This window comes from Candidatus Corynebacterium faecigallinarum (assembly GCF_052264515.1).
GTDB lineage: Bacteria > Actinomycetota > Actinomycetes > Mycobacteriales > Mycobacteriaceae > Corynebacterium > Corynebacterium faecigallinarum.
The window spans coordinates 1-2368 of record NZ_JBQQOC010000061.1; the positions used below are offsets into that span (position 1 = coordinate 1).

Sequence of the window (2368 nt, forward strand, 5' to 3'; positions counted from 1 at the left end):
TACCAGCGAGTCGTCGGCATCGGCGACAACGACCTGGTCATCATCGCCGCGAACACCACCAACGCCCCCCGCGCCTACTTCACCGCCCACAAGATGCTCAGCGCTCGATTCCTCTCCCCCACGGAGGGCAAGGATGCCGCCGATCTCGCACTGATCGAAGCGGTCACCGGTACCCCGAACATCACCTCGTTCGACACCGTGATCATCGCTAGCGGTGACCACATCTTCGCCCCCGTCCTCGCGGACATCGCCGCGCAGGGTGTGAACACCGTCGCCGTCGGCAGAATCGGGGCAATCTCACCCCAGGTACGCATGGCAGCACACGCCACCATCCAACTCCCCCACCTCACCAGCACTCACCGTGCATCCGTCATCGACATCACTACCGGCAAGGAAATCGCCTAATGTCCACCCCCATCACCGCAACAACCATCGCCAAGATCGCCGGCGTCACCGTCACCGCTGTCGGCCAGTGGCGCCGCCGAGACAAGACCTTCCCCAAGCCGCTCGACCCTCCCACCCGGCCTGTCACATTTGATCAGGAAGAGGTGCTTGCCTGGCTTGAAGCCACTGGGCGCACTGTCAAGGACGCGGATTCCCAGGACAAGCCCGAGATCACGATAAGCCAGGTGATCGATCGGCTACGCGCTGCCGCCCCTTCCAATGAATACGCATGGATCCTCACCATGTTTGCAGTGCAGCGATACCTCGACGAGGCAGCCGAGGCACAGCCGGTTACCCTCGAACCGCTCGCCAGCGAGCTTAAGAGGATGCTCGATGACGACAAGCTCCACGACGCCTACACCCTGACCGCCGGGTTCAGCGCCACGGAGATCCTCGAGTACCTCGACTCAGCCTCCAGGATCGACGTCGACCACGGATCTCCGCAGATCGTCAACGACCTGCTCACTGCACTGTCGCCCGATTCCTGCACGTCGATCATCGACATCACCTGTGGCGCCGGCGGCACCCTCGGCACACTGCATCGTCGGTTCCCTGATGCCGAATTGGCCGGCAACGATGTCGATAAGTCCGCACTTGCCATGGCCCAGGCTCGCGCTCTCATCTCAGGGTGGGACGCCAGATGGTTCCAGGGAAATGCCCTGGCTCCCCAGGCCTTGCCTGCCGGTACTTTCGATCTCGTGTGTGCTGTTCCGCCGTGGGGAATGGGCTTCGACAAGGTACTTCTTGAGGAAGAACCGCAGCGTTGGCCCTACGGAACCCCGTACCGCACCGATGACACTGCGTGGCTTCAACTTGCGCACCACCTTCTTGGTGACGAGGGGACAGCAATCGTCGTCTTGCCGGTCGGGGTCACGTTCCGGTCCTCATCGCGCTCGGTACTGCGCAGTATGACGACGGACCGCAGCCTGCAGGCTGTTATTGAACTGCCCGGCAAGCTGCACTACGGGACATCCATCCCAACCGTTGCCGTCGTCCTCACCAAGAACCAGACAACCCGGACAGACAACGTGCTGTTTGCCCGCATTGATGATGCCCATGTCACGCGCGAGACCAGAGACCAGGTCACTGGTCTTGATCTCAGCCACATAGTCAGCGCACTCACTGCGCACCGTGCCGGAGAACAACTCGCCGCCTCACCGTCGCTTGCGCAGGTGGACCGGCTTGACCTCGTCGACGACGACAAGACCTACGCACCCACGTACTGGATCGACCGGGCCAACACCGCAAACCCTGACGAGCTACGCCGGGAACTCGACACCGTTGCGTCGAGGGTCACCCCCCTCAGCGGCATTGGCGATCTTCTGGATCCCCTCGTCATCACCTCCTCTCAACCGGAGACGATTACCGCCTCGGATCTGTCCTCAATAAAGTCAGTGCGGGTCGGCCGCGGCGCGGACAAGGACAAGGCCCTGCAGTGCGGCGACATCTGTGTCAGCCACCGTCGTGCCACAGTCTGCACTGTTGACGGTGAACGCCCTGACAGAGGCTACATCCAGGTATTCCGATGCGAACCAGAGGACACCGACCCTTGGTTCCTCGCTGCTGTCTTCACCGCCGCCCTGGCGGCCGGCACTGCCACCGAAGGCGCCGGCATCCAGCGACTCAGCCTCCGCCTGGTTGATGTGCCGATCCTCGGCCTCGAAAAGCAGCGACGCCTGGGCACCATCTACCGGAAGACTGTCAACAAGCAGCGCGAGGTAGAACTGCAGGCTGAAGCATGGGATCAGATGAGCACCCAGCTCGCGTCCGCCATCGCCAGCGGCCTGGCCACGTCGTCCCAAGACGAATAGGCGGTCCCGGGGAGCCGACAGGTCACGCTGTTGGGGGGATGCGTGACAAGGGCTCAACCCGGGGCCTTAGTCGCCGTGGGGGACGACGACCGCCGTTGAGCATGCCACGATAA

Annotated in this window: 2 protein-coding genes; both read left to right on the plus strand. The window is 62.8% G+C overall.

All coding sequences use genetic code 11. From position 1 onward, the window contains the following. On the plus strand, positions 1-405 hold a 405-nt coding region (locus tag ACTXPP_RS14005; protein ID WP_443342712.1), incomplete at its 5' end, for an NYN domain-containing protein. Then, positions 405-2255 carry an N-6 DNA methylase gene (locus ACTXPP_RS14010; RefSeq protein ID WP_443342715.1) on the plus strand — a complete coding sequence of 617 codons (1851 nt, stop codon included), beginning with the start codon at positions 405-407 and terminating at the stop codon, positions 2253-2255. The genes ACTXPP_RS14005 and ACTXPP_RS14010, both read left to right, overlap by 1 nt. Positions 2256-2368: the final 113 nt, after the last annotated feature.